32 protein-coding genes are annotated in these 23,672 nt (G+C 50.2%); 28 read left to right on the top strand and 4 right to left on the bottom strand.

Features of this window, described 5'->3' with window-relative positions; all coding sequences use genetic code 11:
* Positions 1-72 (bottom strand): IS1 family transposase (locus ABK821_RS23065; RefSeq protein ID WP_001568368.1); only part of this gene is annotated, 72 nt, incomplete at its 3' end.
* 49 nt (positions 73-121) lie between these two features.
* Here ABK821_RS23065 and ABK821_RS23060 point away from each other — a divergent pair.
* The 14 genes from ABK821_RS23060 to ABK821_RS22995 all read left to right on the top strand — a co-directional run bounded on the left by ABK821_RS23060 (position 122) and on the right by ABK821_RS22995 (position 7,976).
* The gene (locus ABK821_RS23060) at positions 122-1,117 is read left to right on the top strand and encodes a DGQHR domain-containing protein (RefSeq protein WP_228146417.1); all 996 of its coding nucleotides are present in this window, start codon (positions 122-124) and stop codon (positions 1,115-1,117) included.
* A 607-nt stretch (positions 1,118-1,724) separates the two neighbouring features.
* Positions 1,725-1,904, top strand: a complete 180-nt coding sequence (locus ABK821_RS23055) for a hypothetical protein (RefSeq protein WP_004187364.1) — start codon at positions 1,725-1,727, stop codon at positions 1,902-1,904.
* Positions 1,905-1,976: 72 nt separating this feature from the next.
* Entirely contained in the window at positions 1,977-2,837 is an 861-nt protein-coding gene (locus ABK821_RS23050) for a DUF4942 domain-containing protein (protein ID WP_015059998.1), read from the top strand.
* A gap of 189 nt (positions 2,838-3,026) precedes the next feature.
* A complete protein-coding gene (locus ABK821_RS23045) occupies positions 3,027-3,365 on the top strand; it encodes a hypothetical protein (RefSeq protein WP_004187354.1) in 339 nt (112 codons plus the stop codon).
* 97 nt (positions 3,366-3,462) lie between these two features.
* On the top strand, positions 3,463-3,693 hold the full coding sequence (locus ABK821_RS23040; protein ID WP_004187345.1) for an Hha/YmoA family nucleoid-associated regulatory protein: 231 nt from the start codon (positions 3,463-3,465) through the stop codon (positions 3,691-3,693).
* Between the two features lie 297 nt (positions 3,694-3,990).
* Positions 3,991-4,227, top strand: a complete 237-nt coding sequence (locus tag ABK821_RS23035; RefSeq protein WP_011154457.1) for a hypothetical protein — start codon at positions 3,991-3,993, stop codon at positions 4,225-4,227.
* Between the two features lie 84 nt (positions 4,228-4,311).
* On the top strand, positions 4,312-4,722 hold the full coding sequence (locus ABK821_RS23030; protein WP_004187342.1) for a DUF1380 family protein: 411 nt from the start codon (positions 4,312-4,314) through the stop codon (positions 4,720-4,722).
* A 61-nt stretch (positions 4,723-4,783) separates the two neighbouring features.
* On the top strand, positions 4,784-5,089 hold the full coding sequence (locus ABK821_RS23025) for a hypothetical protein (protein WP_004187339.1): 306 nt from the start codon (positions 4,784-4,786) through the stop codon (positions 5,087-5,089).
* Positions 5,090-5,289: 200 nt separating this feature from the next.
* Positions 5,290-5,730 (top strand): antirestriction protein, encoded by a 441-nt coding sequence (locus ABK821_RS23020; protein WP_015059999.1) that lies wholly within the window; start codon positions 5,290-5,292, stop codon positions 5,728-5,730.
* 43 nt (positions 5,731-5,773) lie between these two features.
* A complete protein-coding gene (locus ABK821_RS23015) occupies positions 5,774-6,058 on the top strand; it encodes a hypothetical protein (RefSeq protein ID WP_004187337.1) in 285 nt (94 codons plus the stop codon).
* Between the two features lie 154 nt (positions 6,059-6,212).
* Positions 6,213-6,434, top strand: coding sequence for a hypothetical protein (locus tag ABK821_RS23010; protein WP_004187336.1), 222 nt, complete (start codon positions 6,213-6,215; stop codon positions 6,432-6,434).
* 71 nt (positions 6,435-6,505) lie between these two features.
* Positions 6,506-6,940: a single-stranded DNA-binding protein gene (ssb, locus tag ABK821_RS23005; RefSeq protein WP_019725164.1), complete on the top strand. Its 435-nt coding sequence runs from the start codon at positions 6,506-6,508 to the stop codon at positions 6,938-6,940.
* 55 nt (positions 6,941-6,995) lie between these two features.
* On the top strand, positions 6,996-7,307 hold the full coding sequence (locus tag ABK821_RS23000; protein ID WP_004187333.1) for a hypothetical protein: 312 nt from the start codon (positions 6,996-6,998) through the stop codon (positions 7,305-7,307).
* Positions 7,308-7,439: 132 nt separating this feature from the next.
* Positions 7,440-7,976, top strand: a complete 537-nt coding sequence (locus ABK821_RS22995) for a hypothetical protein (protein ID WP_004187332.1) — start codon at positions 7,440-7,442, stop codon at positions 7,974-7,976.
* Positions 7,977-8,477: 501 nt separating this feature from the next.
* On the opposite strand, the gene ABK821_RS22990 is transcribed toward ABK821_RS22995, so the two are convergent.
* Complete coding sequence (locus ABK821_RS22990; protein WP_019725163.1) at positions 8,478-8,873, bottom strand: hypothetical protein; 396 nt, start codon at positions 8,871-8,873, stop codon at positions 8,478-8,480.
* A gap of 34 nt (positions 8,874-8,907) precedes the next feature.
* Between ABK821_RS22990 and mobA the strand changes: the two genes are divergently transcribed.
* From mobA to ABK821_RS22950, 8 genes are read left to right on the top strand one after another with little or no spacing between them, the layout of a single operon-like run.
* Positions 8,908-9,435 (top strand): plasmid mobilization protein MobA, encoded by a 528-nt coding sequence (gene mobA, locus ABK821_RS22985; protein WP_172740549.1) that lies wholly within the window; start codon positions 8,908-8,910, stop codon positions 9,433-9,435.
* Positions 9,422-11,401: a TraI/MobA(P) family conjugative relaxase gene (gene traI, locus ABK821_RS22980; protein ID WP_004187323.1), complete on the top strand. Its 1,980-nt coding sequence runs from the start codon at positions 9,422-9,424 to the stop codon at positions 11,399-11,401. Before mobA ends, traI begins: the two co-directional genes overlap by 14 nt.
* Positions 11,402-11,414: 13 nt before the next feature.
* On the top strand, positions 11,415-11,915 hold the full coding sequence (locus tag ABK821_RS22975; RefSeq protein ID WP_004187320.1) for a DotD/TraH family lipoprotein: 501 nt from the start codon (positions 11,415-11,417) through the stop codon (positions 11,913-11,915).
* Positions 11,912-12,691, top strand: a complete 780-nt coding sequence (locus ABK821_RS22970; RefSeq protein WP_004187315.1) for a type IV secretory system conjugative DNA transfer family protein — start codon at positions 11,912-11,914, stop codon at positions 12,689-12,691. Before ABK821_RS22975 ends, ABK821_RS22970 begins: the two co-directional genes overlap by 4 nt.
* A gap of 10 nt (positions 12,692-12,701) precedes the next feature.
* Entirely contained in the window at positions 12,702-13,865 is a 1,164-nt protein-coding gene (gene traJ / locus ABK821_RS22965; RefSeq protein ID WP_004187313.1) for a plasmid transfer ATPase TraJ, read from the top strand.
* On the top strand, positions 13,855-14,115 hold the full coding sequence (icmT, locus tag ABK821_RS22960) for an IcmT/TraK family protein (protein WP_004187310.1): 261 nt from the start codon (positions 13,855-13,857) through the stop codon (positions 14,113-14,115). Before traJ ends, icmT begins: the two co-directional genes overlap by 11 nt.
* 24 nt (positions 14,116-14,139) lie before the next feature.
* Complete coding sequence (locus tag ABK821_RS22955; protein WP_015586048.1) at positions 14,140-17,577, top strand: LPD7 domain-containing protein; 3,438 nt, start codon at positions 14,140-14,142, stop codon at positions 17,575-17,577.
* Positions 17,543-18,055 (top strand): hypothetical protein, encoded by a 513-nt coding sequence (locus tag ABK821_RS22950; protein ID WP_011091071.1) that lies wholly within the window; start codon positions 17,543-17,545, stop codon positions 18,053-18,055. Before ABK821_RS22955 ends, ABK821_RS22950 begins: the two co-directional genes overlap by 35 nt.
* On the opposite strand, the gene ABK821_RS22945 is transcribed toward ABK821_RS22950, so the two are convergent.
* Both ABK821_RS22945 and ABK821_RS22940 read right to left on the bottom strand, forming a co-directional pair.
* On the bottom strand, positions 18,056-18,211 hold the full coding sequence (locus ABK821_RS22945) for an Hha/YmoA family nucleoid-associated regulatory protein (RefSeq protein WP_172693602.1): 156 nt from the start codon (positions 18,209-18,211) through the stop codon (positions 18,056-18,058).
* Between the two features lie 28 nt (positions 18,212-18,239).
* Positions 18,240-18,650, bottom strand: a complete 411-nt coding sequence (locus ABK821_RS22940) for an H-NS family nucleoid-associated regulatory protein (RefSeq protein ID WP_004187465.1) — start codon at positions 18,648-18,650, stop codon at positions 18,240-18,242.
* A gap of 67 nt (positions 18,651-18,717) precedes the next feature.
* Between ABK821_RS22940 and ABK821_RS22935 the strand changes: the two genes are divergently transcribed.
* The 6 genes from ABK821_RS22935 to ABK821_RS22910 are packed head-to-tail and all read left to right on the top strand — an operon-like array spanning position 18,718 to position 23,628.
* Positions 18,718-19,431, top strand: a complete 714-nt coding sequence (locus ABK821_RS22935) for a DotI/IcmL family type IV secretion protein (protein WP_004187467.1) — start codon at positions 18,718-18,720, stop codon at positions 19,429-19,431.
* Between the two features lie 8 nt (positions 19,432-19,439).
* Positions 19,440-20,591, top strand: a complete 1,152-nt coding sequence (locus tag ABK821_RS22930) for a DotH/IcmK family type IV secretion protein (protein WP_004187471.1) — start codon at positions 19,440-19,442, stop codon at positions 20,589-20,591.
* An 11-nt stretch (positions 20,592-20,602) separates the two neighbouring features.
* Positions 20,603-21,952, top strand: coding sequence for a conjugal transfer protein TraO (traO, locus tag ABK821_RS22925; RefSeq protein ID WP_004187474.1), 1,350 nt, complete (start codon positions 20,603-20,605; stop codon positions 21,950-21,952).
* 11 nt (positions 21,953-21,963) lie between these two features.
* A complete protein-coding gene (traP, locus tag ABK821_RS22920) occupies positions 21,964-22,668 on the top strand; it encodes a conjugal transfer protein TraP (RefSeq protein WP_015060002.1) in 705 nt (234 codons plus the stop codon).
* Between the two features lie 23 nt (positions 22,669-22,691).
* Entirely contained in the window at positions 22,692-23,222 is a 531-nt protein-coding gene (gene traQ, locus ABK821_RS22915; RefSeq protein ID WP_004187478.1) for a conjugal transfer protein TraQ, read from the top strand.
* 16 nt (positions 23,223-23,238) lie between these two features.
* On the top strand, positions 23,239-23,628 hold the full coding sequence (locus tag ABK821_RS22910) for a DUF6750 family protein (RefSeq protein WP_004187479.1): 390 nt from the start codon (positions 23,239-23,241) through the stop codon (positions 23,626-23,628).
* Positions 23,629-23,672 lie beyond the last annotated feature (44 nt).

Below are 23,672 nucleotides of genomic sequence, written 5' to 3'. Positions count from 1 at the left end.
GGTGCTTTTGCCGTTACGCACCACCCCGTCAGTAGCTGAACAGGAGGGACAGCTGATAGAAACAGAAGCCACTGGAGCACCTCAAAAACACCATCATACACTAAATCAGTAAGTTGGCAGCATCACCGGGATTCTTAAAATTCCGATGGACGCTGATTTAAAATTATTCGATGGCCAGCACCGTGCGCTGGGTATTTTTGAATTTGTACGCGATTATTCCAATACGGAAGATACGATCAGCTTGTTGCTTACCGTTGGCCTGCCACTTGAGTTACGCCAGCAGTTTTTCGCTGATATTAATAACAACGCGAGCAAACCGGCAGCGGCGATCAGTATGGCATATAACAACAATGATCCGGTCAACCAGCTGGCAATGCATCTGGCCCGAACCGTCACCGGGCTGGCGGGCACAGTGGATTTTGAACACAACGTGGTCCCGGCGAAAAGCTCACGGCTGATCAGCTTTAAAGCACTGAACGATGCGACGAAAAAAATGCTCAACCTGCGGGCCAACAGCATTCCCTCGACGCAACAGCGTGATATGGCAGAAAAGCTCTGGACTGCCTGGGCACAGGCGATGCGCTGGAATGATATTGCCCAGGATGATATCGCTGCGGAGTACCGTCAGGAGGCGCTGGGACTGCATGGCATCATGATAAATGCGATCGGTATGGCAACGGCCAGGATGTTACGGCACAGAACACCTGAAAGCATCGAGAACCTTCTGGCCTGTGCGGAAAACGGAGACAACGGTTTTCATTATCGGGAGTCGTTTGTACCTGAGTGCTGGGAAGGGAAGTGTGTTGATCCGGAGACTGGCACCATTAAAACTGACCGGCGGGCGCTTGAAGCAACGGCTGAAGCGCTGCAAAAGCTGATAGACCCGTTCGCAGATGCGCTGTGGTTGCGTGCTTATCTGCCAGTTGAAGAGGCGAGTGATACGGCATTACTGAAATATGCTGCTGACATCGAGAGTTATAAGCAGCGCACAGCCGTGCCGATGATCAATATCGTGGAGAAGCTGAAGGCGCTGGGTGACGGCGAACCGCAGTTCAGAGCGTCGGTGCTGGCTTCCCGTGAGGGGCTAAGCCGCTATCTGGCCGGGGCTGAAGGCTGACGCGGTGGTTGCCGCCTGCAGGGCAATACGGGCATCGAACCCGTATTGCCCTGAAACGCGCTGAGCCGCTCTCTGGGCGCGCATTTAAAAAACCTGTACCCATCATCGTTTTTATGTCTTTGACGAGTCCTGCCCCCTATTCTGGCCTTTTCTGATGTGATCCCGCCCTGGTGTCTGCAAGTTAACTTAATTTTGACGCCCGCACAGCGTGTCTTCCCTGTTCATTTCTGCTCAGTTGCCGGCGTTTTCTGGCTGGCCTGTCGTACTAAAACACCTCTGGGCCCCTTCGGCTCCTGCCCGTCGGGCAGTCGTCAGCCACACTCCGCTAGCCAGGCAAAGCCTGGCAGCTCCGCCGAACCCCCTGCGGGGTTTCGGGCTATCGCTAGTGTCTGATGCCTGAACCCCTGCACCATGCCGGCAAAGCACCTTCATCGGGCTGATGGGGATCTGAAAAGCAAAATTTACAGGGAAAGGAGTTCAGGAAAAAACAAAGAAAATTAATCAGATAACGCTTGATTGTTATGGCTCATTAGACGTATAATGATCACATCGAAAGGCAATAAGGCTTTTCGCGGTAGCGCCCCGACTGGCGCAGGAGTAACAAATTATGAGTAAAGCACTGACCCCCTCCCAGCTTAAAGCTGAACTGGAAACGCAGAAAGATGCGCTGCTGAAGGCGTGCCTGTATGCCCTCAACGAAATCCCTAACCGTCGTTTAAGTGGCCCGTATGCGTCCACGTATGCGCTGGCCGAGCAGGTCAGTAAACTGCTTCAGCGCTGCAAATAATCATTGATGGGCTGGCATTGCCAGCCCTGTTCACCCCTTACGGTAGCGCCCCGCATGGCGCAGGAGTCTGAAATGTCATCTGAAAAAACTCTCCCGTCGGTCGATCTGATGTCCTGCCAGCATGGCGGTGAAGTGATCCCGTCCATAGCTATTGAGCGCATTATCTCGTTGCGGAATGAAGGTATTCGCGTCTATCTCGACGGCATAGACAAGCTGCGAAAAGCGCGCGATCTGATGCAGCAGGCCGGAGGCTGTCAGTACCTGTATGACTACGACAAAGCCGTAGAGAGCGCGATCAAATGGAGCGACACCAGACCAGACCAGGCCGAAACGGCTATTTCCCGCGTTATCGACGGAAAAATCTGGGATCGGCTGATGTCGGAAACCGGCATGTATACGCTGATGAGCAACAAACAACGTCAGGAATGGGATCGGCAGGTGGCAGGCGAGGAAATGCCGCCGATAACGCTGGAGAACGTTATGAGTACGTTCCGGCACCTGAACGCAAGCAAGGCCGATACTTTCACGCAAGGGCTGATTGATATCTTTAAATCCCTGTCGTGGGATTATAAAACCAATAACCCCTGCATGTTTGGCAAGCGTATCATCATCGCGCCGTTGCTCGATGTCTGGCGCAGTAGCTGGGTGCGCTTCAGCTCAGACGGGCACACCAAAATTGACGATCTGGCGCGGCCGTTCTACGTGCTGGACGGGCGTAACGTGCCTGATTACCGCGTTTCTGACGGTGCCAAACTGGATGCCTTTTTCAGTGAAAACCAGTTCAACGGTAAGGTGTTCGAGTGTGATTACTTCAGCGTGCGATATTACAAAAAGGGCAGCGCGCACATTACGTTTAAACGCCCGGAGCTGGTTGAGAAGATCAATAATCTGGTTGCCAGTCACTATCCCGGAATGTTACCCCCTCGCGTGTAATGCAGACGGCAGGCCGCATTTGCGGCCTGAAATATAAACAGGGAAAGGAAGTATTCCCCGGCCTGAAAAAATCATGCCGGGCATGTATTTATTGCTTGATTAATATGGCTCATTAGACGTATAATAATCACATCGAAAGGCAATGAGGCTTTTCGCGGTAGCGCCCCGACTGGCGCAGGAGTAATAAATATGGCTATTCAATCCCTTCAGTTCCGTAACGGCTCCGTTTCTCTTGGTGATGTTTTTGTTTCCAGCTGGGGTTATGAGCAGACAAATACCTGTTTTTATCAGGTGATCGCCCTGCGCGGTAAGAAAACCGCCGTACTGCGCCGCATCGCTGCGCAGCAGGTGAAAGCAGACAGTGCAATGTCTGGCGAGTTAAAGCCGGTATTGAACGACTTTAAAGGCGAACCCGTGACCCGTCGCATCTGTGAAAACCATGAGCATCCGTCTGTCAGCATTGACGAGTACGAACAGGCTTATAAGACCGATCCTAACGAAAGCCATTTTTACAGCACCTGGGGCTGACCGCCTGCTACGCCCCGCAAGGGGCGTATAGTCGAAGACTTATTCAACCAAAACGTGAATACTATGCGAAATAACAAGGCGCTCAGGACGCAGATACATGGCGGAAACAGTTTATCAGGCGCGGAGGCGTTTTTACCTTCTCCGTTTTCGGCGCAGTCGTAACCCGGACACACTGGAAAAAATGTACGAATCCATGCGGGATCGTGGACAGGTGCCGCCGGAGGACACCGAGGCTTTTGAGGCTGCCGCCGACCATCGCCGCGCAGAGCTGGCATCGGGACGCATCTGGGATAAGATCCCGCCGCATGTCTGGCAGTATGTAAAATAATCACAGCGCCCCTACACGGGGCGTTTTTTTGCTTGCATATATGGCTCATTAGACGTATAATGTTTTTACTGATTCAAATCAGTACCTTCCTAAACAGCCTTACAGGTGCATTATGACCTCTTCTGAAATCCTCCATAACCTCCCTCAGATTATCACGGCCGTGGCCGCCCTCATTACAGCCATTACCGGGCTGATTAAAGTCATGAAGGATAAAGGTAAGGACTGAACCGCCGCAGGGGGCGACAGCCCCCTGCATCCCTAACCGGCAGCGCCCCGACTGGCGCAGGAGTAAAAAAAGTGACAACGCTGCATATTCGAGAAATTCCCACTGATGGAGCGCCGCCTATCTGTGCAGGCCGCTCAATCTCAGATGATGACCTTTGCGCCTCATGCCAGCATCTCGACTATCGCCCTGGGCACCTCAGCGCCTGCCTGCTGTCAGGTTGCGGGCGTGACGACTGGCCTTCAGAACTGGATGCAAACGGCTACAGCGTTGCCTGTAGCAGCTATGAGCGTGAAAAATCGCTTGATTAATATGGCTCATTAGACGTATAATTATCACATCGAAAGGCATCCGGTCTTTCGCGGCAGCGCCCCGACTGGCGCAGGAGTTTTACAATGCACGGTAACGTAAATGAAATTTGCGCAAGGCTTCTCGATAGTTTTGATCCACAGCAGCGGATCAGCCTGCTGATCTGGACTGCTGAAGATGTCCATGACTGCACCAGTGATATGAACCTCACTGACGATGAGGCCGAAGCCGTTCTGGCAGAAATCGCGGAATGCAGTTCACACAGCCGTTATGGCGTCGGAAAAGATACCGTCTGGAGCCTGGCAAAGCAGGTGCGCGAAGATGCCGCCCGCGATCGAAAAATAGAGGTCAATGCCGAGGCGCTGCAAAAAGTCGTGGCGCTGGCGGCGCAGTTTATCCGGCTGGAAGAAATCCAGTCTGGTGAAGGAGCTGCACGCCGACTTTATCCGCAGGAGTCTGAGGCGCTGGAGTGCATCACGAAGGTGATTAACGGCTAATTCACGCAGTAACGCAGCGAACTTTCACGGTAGCGCCCCGACTGGCGCAGGAGGAAAAAACATGTCCCAGAATGAAGCCTATTACGACACGCTGGCCCTGATTGAAAAGGGGCAATGGTGTTTCGGCAGTATGGACGAAGAAAACGAAGAGCGGGCAATCAAGGCCGCTAAGGCGCTGGCGCTGTTTGCGCGCCTGAATGAGCAGGACTGCGACGGACACCCGGTTTCCGAAATCATCGTTGATTTTATCGCTAACCTGATGCACCTGGGGGAAGCGATAAATTTTCGTGTGCTCGATGAAGAAAGCGCGGTGATCCCGTTGGTCAGGATCGCCGCCGTACACTTTAACGCTGAAACAAAGTCATAGTAATCATGTGAATCAGAAGGGGGCAGGCGTGATCCTGCCCCCAAAAATGGACAGGGGAAAGAGTTCTCCCGCCTGAAAATATTCAGGCAGGCGGGAATTTTTTGCTTGATTAATATGGCTCATTAGACGTATAATAATCACATCGAAAGGCAATCCGGTCTTTCGACGGTAGCGCCCCGACTGGCGCAGGAGTACAGAAAATGTCTACTGAACTGAATCAACCCGCCATCACTGCACGCATTATCCCCAATAACCGCCGCATGGCCTTTCTGCCACGTCTGTTCGGCGCCTGGTATCTCACAGGTGAGGCCGGTGTCTACAACCTCGCACGCTCTCTCTGCGTCGATTATCAAGGCGGTTCCTGGGAGTTCGTCGAACTGTCTTGCGGTAGCGGCTTCATGTACCCACTGAGCGCAGAGCGCTTCACGGTATCGGTTAGCGGTAACTGGTTCGAAGGGGAACTGTCCGCAGAAGCTACCGGTATCGTGCTGACCCTGTTCACCCTGAACCACATGATCTGGCACGCACATGATGAAGGCTATCAGCACATCTGCGACATGCTGATCACCCAGCAGGAAAAGCTCAAATTATATGCCGACCAGCACGCCGAAGCCGGTTTGATTTACCGCGCGATTGACTGAAACGGCGGCCCCCGTGAGGGGGCCAATACTGACAGGGGGAAAAATGTTAACACTAACTGATATTCGCGCCAGCAATACGGTGCTGGTTACGGAATTTGGCGGCGTGCGTGCTGTGCATTTCTGTCTGCATGAAAAATTAAGCGGTAGCGACAACGATCTGTGGTTTCCGCTTGCCAATGGAGCCGACCTGTTCGAGGCGCTGGAAAGCATTATGTGCATCAATTTTGCCGCTGCTAACGTTGTCTCGCTGGAGTTCCTGCGGCAGAACGGGAAGTGCAAAGACTACCGGATCACCTACAACAAGGCCAAATTCAAGCCATTAGGTTAGATGTCTGGCATCATTTGATGTTCATATTTGAACAAAATTAAATAAAAAAAATACGTCTGATGAGTTGATAAAATGGCTCATTAGACGTATAATTATTACATCGAAAGGCAGTTGAGTCTTTCGCGGTAGCGCCCCGACTGGCGAAGGAGTTGAAATGAAAGAAGCAGACCAAAAAAAAGTGAATGCCGTAATGGCAATTGCTGATTATCTCGGTGTGAAAAATCAAATCGAGGTGATCGAATACTCAGCCGAATCAGTGCAGGTTGAGTGGCGAAATCCTAAAACAAAACAGCTTATTCATCGTGATTACACTTTTGCAAATTCCTTTGTAAAAGACTTTGAAAAAGCCCTGAAATCGAACGTGAAGTTTTACTGAAAAAGAGGGGGAGAAATCCCCCTTAATCCTCCCATTTTTTACTGATAAACATCAAATATATGAGGTGTATTATGTGGAAACGTGGCGAAAACAAAGTGATTCTGATGGGGCGTGCTGGCAAAGATGCAGAAGTGCGTTACACCCCAAACAGAACGGCCATTGCGAGCCTGACGCTGGCTACAGAAATCAGCTACAGCGACAACGAAGGGAAGGAGCAAAAAGAAACGGAATGGCATGATATTGTCATTTTTGGAAAGAAAGCCGAAGCAGCTGGGAAGTACTTCAAAAAGGGTATGATGCTGTATTTTGTCGGGCGCATTCGTAATAACAAATGGCAAGGGACAGACGGCAAAATGCGCAGCAATAAGGAAATTGTGATCGATAATAACGGCGAAATGCAGATGCTGCCGGGAGCTGGGCCACGTAACACCAGTGCAGAAGGCCAGGGAGGCATTGAAAATCATGATGAACCGCCGTTCCCGGATATGAATGATTACCCGCAGTGAGTATTTGAGTTAGAACGGCCCGCAGGACGCGGGCCGCCAATCCAGAGGGGGGAGTATGAATATCAGTGAACAATATCGGGTGGCGGTCGTCAGTACCGGCCATGTAAAAAAAGAAGACGCGGAACTACTGGACAAGGTCTGTAACGATGACTTGTCCGGTCAAGGTTTGTTCTGGATCGAGAAAAATCGCTATGGGTGGATATTGCGTATTTCTGCTACTGAACAATGGCGAGTGGAATTAACCAGGGCGGGGATCAGTGCAAGTGCTTTGGATAATATAGCCGCGTTAAATGGTGCCGGGTTCGACTGGATTTGGTTTGACCGGGATGCGGAACAGGTGCCAGAACTGACCGTTTGGGAGTGGTAAACCGGTTAAAAATTTGCCTCGAAAAGGGGCATTTTTTTCTTGCCTGCAATGGCTCATTAGACGTATAATAATCGTGAAGTTTAAAAGTGGATATTGATTAAAACGCTCTGTAAATAACGTGGAGAGAATATTATGGCGGCCTTATACCCTTATGAGGTTTATACCCTTATTGTGTCAGAATTAATCGTAAGCCATTTTAATGATGTCGCTATGGTATATCCGGGAAGCGAAGAAATTAAAAAGAACTACGACAGTGAATTAAGTGCTGTACAGGTAGTTAATGGCATCAGAGAAAAACTGATTGAAGATGGTGTTATACAGTGCGAACAGTGCCCACTGCTATCCGAGTGGGATGAGAACAAGGTTATCAACCAGCTAATTAAAGATTACCGCCTGATTCTCAATCGTGACTATGAACTAAACCGTGTTCGTCAGCAGCTGGCCCCGGAGCTGATCGCACAGATAGAAAACTGGAAAGAGCAGAAGTATTCCGATTCTGCGAAGGAATACGAGGTGCTCTATGAAACCATCAACATCAACGGAAAGGAGGTTACAGGCAAACTAAACGTAGTTGCAGTAAGTCGCTTTGATGCTGTTTTCATCGTAGGGCAGCGTCACGCTAACGATAACTTTTTGGTTCTGGATGTGAAGGAGGTGATGAATCATTGAAATCCAGAAAAGGTGCCGGATTGCGCCAACAATCCGGCTGGGTAGGCAATTTAAATTGTGAGGTTCAAAATGCCATTGTGGATTATACACTATGCTGAAGATGTCGCAAACGGAGTGCAAACAAAGTCGCATCCGATGAACGCAGCGCAATGGGATCACTTCCGTTTCTGGTTGGCAGTGTTCCGGCGGATTAAAGAAGCCGCAATGTAATCTGTAACTGTCTCAGGGGCGCTGTATGCGCCCCTTTTTAATATCCTTGCCCGGACTCCTTTCCCTGTAAATTTATCGGGATCAAGGGCGGATCGTGGCCCTGAACGTGCGCACCATTGAGCGCTGCATCGCAGCGGAACCGGAAAATTTTTTTCCGGCCAATGAGTGCCCTTGTCACCGGAACGGTGACAAGTATGCACGCACAATTACACGAACAGGCAGCACCCATGCCCGGCCTGACAGGCCGGGAGCTATATCATAATGTGGGATGCTATATGTGAAAGGTGAAGGTTAATACTGCGGACCTGAAGCGTCAGGATTCTGAGCGGTAGAGCTATTTTGTGTGCGCTGCTCTTCGTCAACTCCAGTGATTTTTTTTCGGCTGTTGCTGGTTCTTTTTTTTCCAACTCGTCCGGCAGTAATGTCCTTGATATCACGTAATGTAACGTCTGAAAAACCCGCATCGTTGAGGAATTTCAGTATCTCTTTATCTTCATATCCTTTCGAATCTTTCAGCTTCTTAATGTCAGACTTAAGCTCGTCGAGTACGTGCTTTTTCTCAAGCCTTTCCGACGTCACATCAGGCAAGTCGTCGAGAATGCTTTTGAATTTTCCGATGTCCTCACTGCTATAAAATGCTTTCTTTTTTGCAGGCATATGCCCTCCCAATAATGTCAAAATCGCCATGCCGAACCGGAGAAAATCGACCCAGGCTATTCGGGTGATTTTACATGATGCCCGGCACGATTCAATTGCTCTGCCTGCCAGGCCCTTCGCTGCTGGCTTTCAAACCTCGCCGATGGTAGAATTCAATGAGGTATTTAAGTACGGGACAAGATGTGTTTTTGGAGTACCGCCGACACGCGGCGGCCGTCCAAAAACGTCTTGGTCAGGGCAAGCCCCGACACCCCCTAACGAGGTTAGCTATCTGATGAGCCGTAGCGAGAGCAGAAAAACAGACGATCGAATCCAGGTGAGATGTTCCACAGAAGTGAAAGCTAAACTCACCGAAAAGGCCCATGAAGCAGGGCTTAGTCTTAGTCAATATCTTATCAAATCTGGGCTTGGAAAGCGCATTCAATCGAAAGGCAATTACAATGCACTTGCCGCTCTTGTAAAGATAACAGCCCTTCAAAAACATCTGTTTAACGAAGGTGCCGGAGTTCATAGCAAGGAGTATTCAGAGATTCTGATCGAGGTCAAAAAGGCCGCACAGAAACTGCAACAGGAGATGGATGGTGATACCTAAAATCATTGAGGGCCGAAGGGACAAAAAGTCCAGCTTTGGTCAGCTGATTAAGTACATGGCAGACAAGCCGTCTCAGGAGTTGACTGATACAGTTCAGCCTACTCCTGAGACGGCTTTGGCTGTTAAATCAGATATGTTCGAAGGGTTAAACAATTACCTGACCCGTAAGCAGAAAGTGATCAGCACACCGGTGGATGTTGAGCCAGGTGTACAGCGTGTTGTGGTTGGTGATGTTACCTGCCAGTACAATACCTTCTCGCTCGATGGTGCAGCACAGGAAATGAATTCAGTTTCTCAGCAAAGCACACGCTGTAAAGATCCAGTTATGCACTATGTTCTCTCATGGCCTGACTATGAAAAGCCGAATGATGATCAGGTTTTCGATTCGGTGAAGTTTACACTGGCATCGATGGGCATGTCCGATCACCAGTATGTTGCTGCCATCCACCGGGATACAGATAACCTGCATGTGCATGTTGCTGTTAACCGCATCAATCCCCAGACATATAAAGCAGCCTCATCGAGCTTTACCAAAGACACTCTTCATCAGGCGTGCCGCTTACTGGAATTGAAGAATGGTTGGTCCCATTCAAACGGTGCATATGTGGTTAATGACCGTCAACAGATTGTCCGGAACCCTCACAGCAAGAAAGAGCGGGGCAACTGGCGCTCACTCGATCGCATCAACAAGATGGAGAATAAAGAGGGGGTTGAAACGCTCTATCGCTATATCGTTGGTGATGAACAGGTAGGCGGTAGTCGTCAAAACTTGATCCATGTTTCAGCTGGGCTTCGTGAAGCCAAAAGCTGGGATGATGTGCATAAGACATTTGCAGACATCGGTCTTCGTGTCGAAAAAGCACAGGGGAAAAAGGGCTACGTCATTACCCACGAACATCAAAACCAGAAGACGGCTGTTAAGGCGAGTCTGGTATTTAACAAGGCGCAATATACCCTGAAGTCGATGGAAGAGCGCTTTGGTGAATACCAGCCTTCACATATTGAACCGGCCAAAGTATCGGTATTTAAAACCGCATATACCCCTGGTGCTTATCGTCGAGATGCCAATAAACGTCTGCAGCGTAAAATTGAGCGCGCAGAAGAAAGAATGCTGCTCAAGGGTCGCTATCGCGCCTACCGAAACAATTTACCGATATATTCTCCGGATAAGGATCGCATCGCCGATGAATACCGGAAAATTGCCCAACATACCCGGTTGGTGAAAAATAACGTCCGGCATTCTGTTTCAGATCCTCATACCAGAAAGCTGATGTACAACCTGGCTGAGTTCAAACGCCTGCAGGCGGTTGCCAATCTGCGTCTTAGCTTGCGTGAAGAACGCAACGGCTTCAGGGCGGCTAACCCACGGCTTTCTTACCGGGAGTGGGTCGAACAGGAAGCACTGAAGGGTGATAAGGCAGCGCTCAGCCAAATGAGGGGCTTTGCCTATTCCTCCAGGAAGAAGGAGAAGTATAAACAGCAACTGGTTGAGCAGATCGGGTTCAACCGTACCTTTAACGCCATCACCAGTCATGATCGTGATGATGTGGCCGTAATGGCCTCAGCACGTCATGGTGTCAAGCCACGGCTTTTGAAAGACGGTACTGTTATCTTTGAGCGCGACGGTAAACCGGTAGCGGCTGATCGTGGTCATATTGTGCTGACAGAAAGTAATGGAATCGACAAAGAGAAAACGGCTGACCTTGCAATTGCATTAACGATTGCTGGTAAAGCCAAATCTGTTCGTGTTGATGGTGACGGCGAGTTTAAGGAACTGTGCTGTAATCGTATCGTCGATGCAGCTGTGAACCACAATCACCCTGTCGCGCAGGGCATTACCTTCACAGATGCCGCTCAGCAGGCGTATGCTCAAAACGAGAAACATCGTTTGATTCGTGAGCAAAATAATAGTAAAAATGAAATGCAATTCAGAAGTGAAAGCGACGACAAATTCAATCCGAAGTAAAATGGAGTAAGAAATGAAAATCAAAATGCAAACGGTCCTCGCGGCCGTTTCTGTGTTAGCTCTTGCCGGGTGTGCCTCTCAAAGCGAAAAGGAAAAACAAATCTCTGCACAGCAGCTGGTAGATCAGGAATTGCGTGAGCAAGCCATTAAGATAAAACTCGCACAGGATGAGCTTTACCAGGCTGGAGCCATTAACAGGACCCGTTACAAATTCCCTACCATTATCAATGCAAACAGTCAGTATGTTCGTGTGAGCTGGCAGGGTGATGCTTACGAATTACTGGAGCAACTGGCTAAACAGCGTGGCCTTCAATTCACCAGTCAGGGGATCAAGTTACCGCTTCCACTCAATATCGATGTTGGTGGTTCGAAGGTTACGTTTGAACAGTTGCTGACCCTGATCCGACAACAAACGCAGTACCGTGCCACCATCAACCAGAAACCCGGTGAACTGCAGCTGCTTTACCTCACACCATCGAAGAAAGGTTCATTCCTCAGAGGGACCCGCCCATGAAACTTAAACTGATCGTGCTTCTGACGTTACCGCTGCTTGCTGCGAACGTTGCACGCGCGGACGACTCCGATGTTAAAGGCCTGGATTACTACATGGACCCGCCAAGCCAAAGTGACGATGAGGCCGATGTTACTGGCAGTATGCTAAACGACGCAGCGCACACCATTGGATTTCGCGGCGGAAAGGCAGAACGCGCTAAAGAAATTCGCGCCGCGCTGGAAAATCAGCGCAGCAACCTTGATTACATGTATTCGTTCCAGCCGCTGATCTCTTCTGAAGGCTACCTGCCTCCGGTCATTGCTGAAGCTAAAGACGTTGCACACATTACCAATGAGCAAATCCGAACGGCCAACCGTGCCTATGACATTGTGGTGCCGGCGCGCTTTGTCAGTAACCCGCCGACCTGGAAAAGCTATCTTCTGACCGGGCTGATGGCGCAGCGGATCGAATTGCCTGAACCGGCTGCAATGCCGAAGGACGGGAAACAACGTGATATCTGGAAAAAAGCTGTCGCGCTGGGCTGGTCTGACGGTCGCCAAAAAGCTGATGAGATATTCACTGCTAATTTCAATCGCCTCACACGGGATTACACCGGCATGTTGCGCTACAGCACGCTACTGCAGCAGGGCATGATTAAGGCTCCAGTCATCACACAGCAGCAGCAAACAGTTACAGGGGATAAAAACCGCCTCATGCTGGGCGATAAAACGAAACGTATGAAGCAGCAAGCTGAGTTTGACATCAACAAACGCAGCTGGAAACCGACCATACGTTAAGGGGCAGTAGATGGAAGCATTCAATTTTGGTCCAACGCTGACGCCCCAGACGCTGGAACGTTTTCTCGTACACTGCTCAAACAATGAAGTGTCCGATATTCTGTTGCAGGGCGGAGATAAAATCTGGGTAGAACGTCATGGGCGCCAGTTGCCCATGACATCTTACCCGCTCGACAACCTGGAGCTGGAACGTACCGTTGATAAGGTGTTCGGTCAGGAGATCAAAGGGACGCTGAAAAGTGCTGCGGTCGTTAATACCGCTATCCAGCTAAGAGGTGATGAAGCGGGCACGATTGGACTCGGCCGCGGCGAAACCCGCCGGTTCCGCGCGAACTTTACTCAGGCCGATATTTATAAAACAGAAGCGGCAATGTCTCTGACACTCCGTGTTCTGAATGAGGTTATTCCTCAGCTTAAACAAATGGGTATTGAGCCGGACCTGTTTAATTCTCTGTTGCCGGCTGCCGGCCTCGGACTGATATGCGGCGAGACGGGATCGGGCAAGTCAACCCTGATGGCCAGCATCTTCCAGTATTGCGGTGAAACGTACCAGGACCGGAAAATCATCACGGTTGAAGATCCCATCGAGTATCGCCTGGGAAGTCGAGACTGGATTGCGCCGGCGCCGGCACAGTCACAGATTGGGCGCGATATTGATTCCTTCCACAATTTTATCACTCTCTCCGGGCTCCGTCGTTCTCCGAAGATTATGGGGGTTGGTGAGCTCCTTAACCGCCTGTCATTTGAAGCTGCTGTACTGGCAGGTAAATCCGGCCACTTTTGTCTTGGCACACTGCACGTCAAAACGGTCGGAGAAGCCATTTCCCGATCATTGCAGAACTATCCGCCGGAAATGCGTGAAGCTGCCGCCTTTGACCTGCTGAGTATCCTTTCTTACATCATCGTGCAACGCTTGCTTAAAACAAAAGACGGCCGGCGCAAGGCTGTCCGTGAATATCTCGTCATTGATAACAGCCTGCGCCGCAAACTCTATGACGTTGATTACAGCAAGTGGGGCCGCTACATCGACGACCTGTTGATCGCTGAAAACCGCAGTCTGATTCAGAACGCCTGGGCAATGCACCAGGAAGGTTTGATCGACGAAGCGGAAGTCATCGAGGTCGCAGGATATATGGACTATCTGGCGTTAAAAGAGGGCAAGTATGGACATTAACAAATGGCGTTATGCCGGCCGGCCACTGACGGTTTTTGGTGTGCCTGTTATCTCGTTTCTTGTGTACTTCATCTGGTTTCCGTTCCCGTCAGTAAAAACCTTTGTTATCTGCACCTGTGTGGTTCTCTTTTACTTTCTGCTGGCCATGATGGGCTACACGTTACCGGTGCTGTACCAGGTCATTCTCCGGGTTATCCGCGGGAAAAAACTTACCGGGCGGCCGTGGTGGTACCGGCGCTCTCAGCGATAACACATAACTACAGGGGTAGACAGTATGGCGAAACCTGAAATTGCAACTGAAAGAACCCGTCTGAGTATTCCCTTTGACGATCGCCAACGTGCAATACGTGCGGCCGGCAAACTGGCTGATGGCAGTAATGCTCTGGACTACGTGAAGGAAGAAAAGGTGTGGTATGCACAGCCGGGGGCCAACCTGAGCCGGCTGAAAGAGTGGATTTTTGACCCCAATAAAGTGATCGAAGAACCGCCCCTGGATATTCAGGCCATTGAAGATGAATTTACGGCGTGGCTTGAAGAGCGCGGTGCCATTATCAAAGACCCCATAGAGTTCGATGGCCAGAAGCATTATGTCGATACCGTGGACGGTAAAGCTGGTTCAAGAAAGGGGGTGTATGCCGCCTTTCTGGATGGCCGACCTGCAGGGTGGTACAGGGACTATAAGAACGGTGGTGAAATTCAGAAATGGGTATCTACCGGCGCAGCCCCTAACCCTGAACAAATGGCCATGCTCCGTGCTGATGCTGCGGCAAGGCGTGAACAAAGAGCTGCAGCGCAAGCGGATAAGTTTGATCAGACCGCTAACCGGTTGATGGAAGAATATAACCGGCTTCCGGATGCCACGGGAGATCTGGCATACCTGAAAAACAAACAGGTCATTGCCGCTAACGGCCTTAAAGCTGATGAGCGGGGCAACGTTGTGATCCCTCTGTTTAATGCTGATGGCGAGTTCAGGACCCTTGAGCGCATCTGGTCCGACGGTAGTAAACACCTTGAAAAAGACGGCCAGGCATGGGGGAGTTTTTTCGTTGTGGGTGGTCAACTGAAGGATGGTGACAACCTGCTTTATGCCGAGGGATATGCGACAGCAGCCAGTATCAGCGAAGCCATCAATCAGCCTGTGATCATGACGGTTAATGCCGGCAACATGGTGGAAGTTGCTGGCCGCCTGAAAGACACCTTTCCAAACAGCACTCATTACTTCCTTGCTGACAATGACATTTATAAAGACGAGAACGTTGGGCTAGAAAAAGCGACAGAAGCTGCAGAGCTGACTGCCGGCCATGTTCTGGTCCCTGCCTTTAGCAACCCGAAAGAAGGGCTTACTGACTACAACGATTTGCATGTCTCTGAAGGGCTGGAGCAAGTCAGATTGCAGGTAGAAGGAGCCATTAATCAAATGAACAGGGTAGACACTATGCCGACTGATAACCCGAACATTACTGACGTTAATCACAGCTCGACTGACAGCGCTGCCGTTGCAGATCCTGAAAAAGCCGCGCCGGTGGCCAGCGCCCCTGCAGCTGCCGAACCGGAGGAAACCGCGCCGGTGGCCAGCGCCCCTGCAGCTGATGAACCGGTGGAAGCCGCGCAGGTGGCCAGCGCCCCTGCAGCTGATGAACCGGTGGAAGTCGCGCCGGTGGCCAGCGCCCCTGCAGCTGATGAACCGGAGGAAGTCGCGCCGGTGGCCAGCGCCCCTGCAGCTGCTGAACCGGAGGAAACCGCGCCGGTGGCCAGCGCCCCTGCAGCTGCTGAACCGGAGGAAGTCGCGCCGGTGGCCAGCGCCCCTGCAGCTGCTGAACCGGAGGAAACCGCGCCGGTGGCCAGCGCCCCTGCAGCTGCTGAACCGGAGGAAACCGCGCCGGTGGCCAGCGCCCCTGCAGCTGCCGAACCGGAGGAAGCTGTGCCGGTGTCCAGCACCCCTGCAGCTGCTGAACCGGAATACACCGCACCAACAGATCGAGACGGCGATGATGAAGAGAGTAATAGCGCCAGTGATCTTGAGGCGTATGCCGCTATGATGGCCTTTGGCGGTGAAACAACTGACTCCGCTCAGCAAAAGCCTGAAAGGATAGCGCCCAGCGAATCTGTAGCTAATACCGCCCCGGCTGAAAATGAAACCGAGGAGAAGAAAAAAACAAACGAAGAACTGGAAAACGGCATACGCTGGGCAACCAACGATAATGCAGAAACGCCCCCAAAAGAACGTATAGACCTGGAAGGGTTAATTGCCCGGTTTGGGTACAGAGCAGAGAAAGACTATACGGCGTATACGCTTGATGGACAGGATGCGTTTTACGATTACGGCTCACATCTGCGTATGGCTACCCCTGAAGCCAGCCAGAGTGACGAGATGATCCTGGCGGCCGTTCTAACCGCGGATAAGCAACATCATCGTGGTATTGAAATCACCGGCAGTGACGAATTTAAAGAGCGAGTGTTTAACCTTATCAGTGAATACAACATTGAGGTGAAACTGACTAACCCAGAACAAAGGGTTAAATTGCTCGAACTCAAAAAAGCAAATGAAACAGCAAAAGAAACGGCAAAAGAAAATGTTGCTGATTCAAATGCGAATAAGCAGGAAGGGGCAAACGAAAAGACAAATTCATCAGTTCAGCAGAATGGAATGCGCTGGGAAGAATCGGCCTCTGTGCAGCCGAAGAAGCAGAATGCATCTGATACTCAAAAGGAAGATAAAGCTGCAGGTGAACCCTGGGAGAAAGGCGTTATCGTCGCGCATGGACGTGCTAAGTATGAGTGGAAAGAAGATGAATCCATGAACTACTTTGTCACCCTCAAAAATGAACATGGAGAGAAGACACTCTGGGGGAAAGACCTTGAGAGAGCGGTTAAAGATGCTGGTGTAGACACAGAACGTCTTGTTACAGTCAGAAAGCTGGGATTTGTGGATGTTGAGGTGAATGCACCTGTCCGTGATGAAAGCAACAAGATCGTTCGTTATGAAACTATCCAGACCAAACGTAATGAGTGGGAAGTAAAGCCTGTATACCCACAGCCAACAGCAGGGAATGAACAGGCCTATAAGCCTTCTGAACTGGTTCCGTATGATGCTGCAACCTTCCAGAAGCTCCGCACAACAATTCAGCAGATTACCGGTGTTGATCTCAGCCGTGAGGCCGTGCCTGAAAAAGAACTGTACTGGTTCTTGCCTAATGGTAAGCCAGCTCCAGAAAGCATGACAAAGCCCACAGGCTATAAACTCCCTCAAGAGTCAAAAACCGCGGGTACACCTTTGCTGATCGCACCGCATAAAAAAGGCGAACGCCCAGATTATTTCCTTGTTGAGTCGCGTAAAGGATTCATGCAGGGGATCGCAAAGGATAAGGAGTCCGGTGAGTACCATAGCGTGATTGGAAAAGTGAACAAGCGTATTGATAAAGACGGAAACTGGAAAACGTATATGACTCTTTCAGCAATCAATAAAAATGCCGAAAGTGGAATTGTTTTGCATGGTTATGGACATGTAGATCAGGGGGGTAAAAATTTGCTTTACAAAAACACAATTGCAAATGAAAAACAGCCTCAGCATTTACAAGCGGCCTCAGATGAGGTAAAAAACAAAACAGTAATGAAGCAGCTTTTTCATCCTTCAAATTCTGCAAAAAGAAAAGATGATGAAAGGAGAGAACAGACTCATGCACCAGTCGCAAAGTCAGCGCCTCGGCCATAAAACAAAAACCCTACTCGTTGCAGTAGGGTTTTCCTGCATTTCTGTGAGCTCATTTGCGGCAACACAGACCTGTGCAGCATACGAACTGGCAAAAGCTGGTGCAGATGCTGCCTATAAGCAGGAAGTGGAAAGGATTAACAACGCCGCAAAAAGCGAATCCAGTACGTCTGATTCTCTCGGACAGTGCCTGGGGTCGCTATCGGTATCACTTAAAATCCCACAGTTTCCGTCTATCAGCGACATTATTGATAAGGTGAAGGATGAGGTATGCAATACGGTTAAATCGAAGATTAATGAGAAGTGGGGGAGCCTGACTAATACGACGCTGGACCCGTGGTCAACGATTTCATCCCGACTGCCAGATACGTCAGGTATCCTGCCCAACGCATCTTCTAAAAATGTGCAATTAAACAATCCGGCAGCTGCGAGTGGAAGTGGTGAGGATGCAAACAGTGATGCATTCCCGTTCCATTTGTAACTACCGGAAGAGTCCTTTCGGGATTTTATCGAATAGCTTGCCGGTTCGTATTTCAACGCGGCGGTGTTCCGCCGCGGTTAGTAAACGCATAAATTCTGTGGCAGGTAGAACATCACGTTTTGAGTCTACATACGTATCAAGCGAATCTTCATTCATGAAACGTCTGACAGTATGCAGCCAGTCTTCAGCTGATTTCATATTTTTTGAGCTCATCGTCGCTCATCTCGGCAAACGCTGCAGGTCGGCGACCTTTTCCTGTCCAGGTTATGGACTTTCCATCAACTTCGATCCGGTACTTCACTTTTCCAAAAGTGGATTTACTTTTCGTGGACGGACCAAAGAGATTTTCGAAGATCTGGAGAGCTTCATCAGCCGTAATATTGTGTTCTTCCATGAACCGCTTTGTGGCTGCGGCTTTCTCTTCAGTGGCCTTCTGTTCTTCCTTAAATTTCTCGATCATTCCCTGTGCAATGTCGGACCACATATTAATGAGTTGTTCAAGGTTTTCTGGCGGGATTTTGCGCAAAACGGCGGTGGCTTTTCGTCGTTCGCACATGATAACTGCACAGGATTCGTAATCATTATGTTCGCTCATGTATACCTCATTGTTCATTAACGATCTGCGTGATTTTCTAACACAAACTTTTGAAAAGAGAAACTCTATGAAAACACAAAATGGTGAAAATATTATGGATCAAACTGACTCGGATCAAAACTCAGTCGTTGATGATGACAGCAACGCCCTTGCTCCAGCTCTGGCTGAAGAGAGTAACCGAACGGTACAAGAAATCGTATCGAAACATGGTTTAAAAGTAATTTTGATTCAAACGCTAATCATATTAGTCGCAATCATTATCATTGGTCTTCAGGGTTACTGGCTTCACCAGAAAAAAACCAAATATATTGCAACGAATGGGGGCATGATCACAGAAGTTCATCCAACCGATGAACCCGCTTACACGGCGGAAGAGGTGATGGACTTTGCCAACCGTACAATGATCAAATCGCTTTCACTGAACTTTGTGAATTACGAAAACCAATTAACCAGCGTCCGCGGCGATTTTAGCGCTGAAGGGTACGTTAGTTTCCGTAAAGCGCTGTCCGATAGTGGGCTGCTGAAAGATATCAGTGAAAAACGTCTGAACGTAAAACTTTCCACAACTCCTGGAACCCTGATCACGGAAGGTCTTATCCGTGGCACCAAAACCTATGCCTGGCAATACCGCATTCCGGTGACTGTTCAGCTTGTTGGGCAGGCTCAGGACTACAGACCGCAACCTTACGATTTGATGGTTCAGGTACGCCGCGTAAAAGAAGACGAAGATCCACGGGGTATTCAAGTAGCACAGGCCATTCTCAAACCCCGGAACTACTGAGGTCAATCATGAAGATTAAACTGTTAACTGTACTTATGGCCGCACTGTTTTCGGCAAATTCTGTATCTGCAGCTGATGCGCCGACTGGTAATGGAGCGCCGCAGCAAACGGCGCCAGCTGTGCCTGGTGGTGATATTGCTCAATGGCAGCAGGCCAGTTCCGGGTTGCCCGTAAATCAGCAGTCACAGGTGCAACAGCCTCCACAGCAAACAGCACAGGAACAAGGTCAGCAGCAGGCGCAAGGCCAACAACCACAGGCACAGGCCCAACAGCAGCCAACTACTGCACTGCCTCCTGCACCCATGCCGCAGATTCCTCCACCACAGCAGCAGGTTACTCATGTTAATCCGCAGACACTGGAAGAGTTACCTGCACCTGTTCTGCAGCAGATCCAGCCTATTACCCCTGGTCAGGTGCGGTCTGCCCGCAGCGCAATGGAAGATATGAGCGCGGCGGCCAAAACCTCACCATTAACGCCGATCCCACGAATTTCAAGCCAGACGGTATCACTGTCAGCTGGTGCATCCATTCCGCAGGTACGGGTATTTCCAAACCAGGCAACCACAGTGACGTTTTCAGATGCAACCGGACACCCCTGGGTATTAGGCGCCCCTCCATATAATTCGAGTCCCTGTGCATCTGGTGGTGAACTGTGTGTTGGCTATATTCCAGGATCGGCGGTATTCACAATCCAGCCGACCAATGCCTATGCCAGCGGGAACATCACAGTGCTTCTGAAGGGGCTGGCTACGCCGGTCATTATTAACGTGAAGGGGGCAGAACCCTCCGTTAAATCAAAAACCGTTGATGTTGATTATCGTCTGGATCTCCGTATCCCGAAGCGCAGTCCTGACACACCGGTTTATACCGCTACTCCTGAGAAAAAAATCTCACTGTATGACAAGCAGCTGCAGAGCGTGCTCGATGGCATCCCGCCTGAAGATGCTCAGCGGTTGAAACTTAAAAACGCGCCAGGGAGTACCAAAGTCTGGCAGATCGGTGATGAGCTCTACGTCAGAAGTAACATGCAGCTGCAGGATGAGTTTGAAAAAACGCTTTCCGCTATCGATGGCACACATGTTTACGTGCTGCCGGCAACACCAGTGCTGACTTTTTCGGTTAACGGTCAGGCGCGTGACGTTGAAGTTGAGCTGAATTAAGGGGAACGACGATGGCTACAGATAAAGGTAAAGAAACCAGAAAAATGATGCTCTACGTCGGTGGCGCCGCTGCAGTTGTGGCGCTTCTGGGAGGGTACTGGTTGTTTGGCTCATCAGATGAGCCGGCAACGGGCGGGTCGCAGGTGAAGGCCCAGGGGCTGGAAGGGAAAACTGGCAGGGAAAAAGCTAATGATCCCCAATACAACAAGCTGCTGAATGAGTGGAATGCTGATAACTCAGAAAAAGCGGCTCTCACGGGGGATAGTTTCATATCCACGTTGTCAGCCAGTAACCCGGTGGCCGTTGATTACGGCACCAAAGCACCGCCACCAAAATATTCGTGGGAATCGTCAGCAAAACAGTCGGGCGATAACAGTAAGGCTAATGATGCTGAGCAGAAAGAGCGTGAGCGTCAGGCTAAAGCTGTGGCTACGTTACTGCAGAAAATAGACCAGGCCAGAACACCGGTTGTCACGGGTGTTGCTCTTGCAACCCCTCTGGGAGCAGAGGGTAATGACAAGAACGGCGGCACCTTCTCAGGGTGGACCGATTCGGTCTATCCGCAGAACAAAAAGCCGGATGCTGAAAAACAACAGGGGGCGAAGAATAAGGTCAAAGATAAAGGAGCCCGGCTTGTATCGGCTTACACGCTTGTGCCGGCAGTAATGGATACGGCGATGGACAGTGACGATCAGAACAGTATTGCTATTGCCCATGTTCCAACTGGAGCGCAGGCCGGCGCCAAATTCTATTCTGGCCAAAACCGTCTTGCCGGCGATGGTATTCGAATTCACTTCACCGGCATGGAGCTGAACGGAGTGCAGTGTAAGGTCGATGCGTATGGCGTGGCTTCCGACTCGTTGCGCGCGGCCGTTTCCTCAAATGTAAATAACCGCTGGTTCAGCCGTATTATTCTGCCGGCTGTTGCTAACGGATTAGGCCGAACTGGTCAGCTGTATGCGGACAGCAATTCGCAGATGATTATCACTGACGGCGGGAATGCATATCGTTCAACTGGTACACCTGATGGCAAAGCGGTTGCCGGTACCATTATTGGCGGGATGGGTGAGCAAGCAGGGCGTGTCCTGGCCGACGATGCAGCCCGCCTGCCGATTAAGCAGGTTACGGTTGACCGTAACCAACTCATAGGCATCCAGTTTGTCGCGCCTGTGTATGAAAGCGACTGTGGCGAGAATATGGAAAATGCTTCTGCAGAGCAGGTGCAGCAGCAAGCAACTCCCACACTATCTAGTGTGCAACCTCAGCAGATGCCTCAGCCTCCGGCTCCTAATTACCCTCAGCAAAACTTTCCAAGCTACCCCGGCTACGGGTATGGCACCAATAACCCGTATTACCGTTAAGGAGATTGATAATGAATCTGTTTGAAGATGACAATAAAAACGAAGCAGCTCCTGCCCAGGAACCGGTGTCTGCTAAGCCTGCTGAAAAGCCAAAACCGACAGTGACGCCAGCAGCAAAAGCGAGCAAAAAGCCGCTTAATATCAGTGACTATGCATGGATTGGTGGTATCGCTGTCATCGCTATCCTGCTTTTAGTCTGGTTGTTTGGGGGCTCCGATAGTGATACTGCGCCAGCGACGGGGAATGGGGCGATCCAGTCTTCAGCGCAACGTCCGCGCGTACAGTCTGCCCCTGCAGGGCAGGATTCTGGTGACTTCCGCGAGCAGATTTCCGGGATTCTGCTGCAGCAAAAGGAACGGCTGGACGCGATAGAATCAACTTCTAAAAATGGAATGATGATCCTTTCCAGTCAGTTACAAAGCGCTAATGAACAAATTAAAAATCTGAACAATCAGGTTCAGGAACTGAAAATGAAAGCCGCTGGTTATGGGCCTTCATTTGGTAATCAGAGTGGAACAATTTCCGGTGCAACGTCACAGGCATTACCTTTGTTGAGAGGTTTTTCAATTAATGATTTATCTGGCGATCTTGCTTGGGTAAAATACAAAAACCAGACGTATGCTGTGAAGGTCGGAAGTCAACTTGGCGGAGTCACCATTACAGGTATCGATACTGAAAATAGAATCGTTACAACAAGTAAAGGCCTTATCCGCTAATCAGGACCTAAAAAGGCGAAACTATGGATTTAGAATCGGTATTAATTCAGGTTGCTAACGGTGGTCAGGAACCGCTGACAAGGCTAATCATAGGTGTCGCTGCAATCGTTGGGATCATTGGTGTTATTGGATATCTGATGAGCCTGCGGAAGCAGGCCAGGCATTCTACCAAAGGTGTTGAAGTTGGCAGAATTTTTGCCGGGATCATCTTCTGTGTATGCCTCATCACGCTGAAAGCACAGATGAACTCAGGCGGTGCCACTTTAGGATTTGGCGATGTCAGTTTCGGACCCGTCAGTTATGCGAGCGAATCTACGTTTGGCATGGGAGCCGCAGCAGTCAACGCAGTGCTGGGGATTGTTAGAATTCTCGGTGCATACTTTTTTTACAGGGGTATTAAGGGGTTGAAAGACTCTTACCTTGAGGGCCATACGGAGCTGTCAGCTTCGGGCACGAGAGGGGCATCCATTGTGAAAATTGTATGTGGACTACTTCTGATGTTCGATACACAAACGCTCGATGCGTTGCAGAGCACATTAAACATTCACTGGTAATCAAAAAGGATACTTTATGAAAATTGTTAAATTTATCAAAGACAAGGCGTTATCTGCATCCATCGCAGCGTATCAGCTGCGCGGAACGGTAGCAAAATCGTTAGTGGTATTGCCGCTGGCATTGCTGAGCAAAGAGGCTGCAGCTGAAACGACTATCTGGGAAAAGATCAATACCTTCACGGAAGGTATGGCCAGTACCCAGCCTGGTCTGATTACCGCTGGTAAAGTGGTTGGTGTTGTCTGCTTCATCGTAGGTCTTGTTGCTCTGTGGCTCAAAAACAAACGCGGGAAAGATATCAGTGGCGGCTTCATCTTCTGGTCAATGGTTGTTGGAGCCTGTCTGGTCGGCCTGACCGCATGGATCTCTTCTGTTGGTTCAACTGTTGGTGTTGACGCAACCCTGTAATGTCCTTTCGGCCCCGCCTTGCGGGGCCAATACCGGAGTTCCCC

Origin of the sequence: Klebsiella sp. KE9456 (genome assembly GCF_043832615.1) — a bacterium.
Lineage (GTDB): Bacteria > Pseudomonadota > Gammaproteobacteria > Enterobacterales > Enterobacteriaceae > Klebsiella > Klebsiella indica.
Note: the sequence above shows the minus strand (reverse complement) of the source record. Positions and strands in the feature narration are given on the sequence as shown.